Annotated in this window: 1 pseudogene; it reads right to left on the minus strand. The window is 80.6% G+C overall.

The features are described from left to right. Positions 1-201, minus strand: a pseudogene (locus GT030_RS02335) (oxidoreductase); the annotation flags it as partial.

The raw sequence follows: 201 nt of genomic DNA on the forward strand, positions 1-201 counted from the left end.
CCGGCGAACGCCCGCAGGGCGAGGTCGGCGCCGCGACTGGACGTGGTCAGCTCCGGGTCGCACAGCAGCGTGGCGAGCAGCGGCCGCAGGAAGCCGTCGACGGTACGGGCGGGCACCCCGCGCGCCGCCAGCGCGTCGGCGGCGGCCTGCTCCGGGCGGGCCAGCAGCCGGTCCACCGGGGTGGCGGCGATCCGGGCCAGC

The organism is Streptomyces sp. SID1328, from assembly GCF_009865595.1.
In the GTDB taxonomy this organism is placed as follows: Bacteria; Actinomycetota; Actinomycetes; order Streptomycetales; family Streptomycetaceae; genus Streptomyces; species Streptomyces griseoluteus.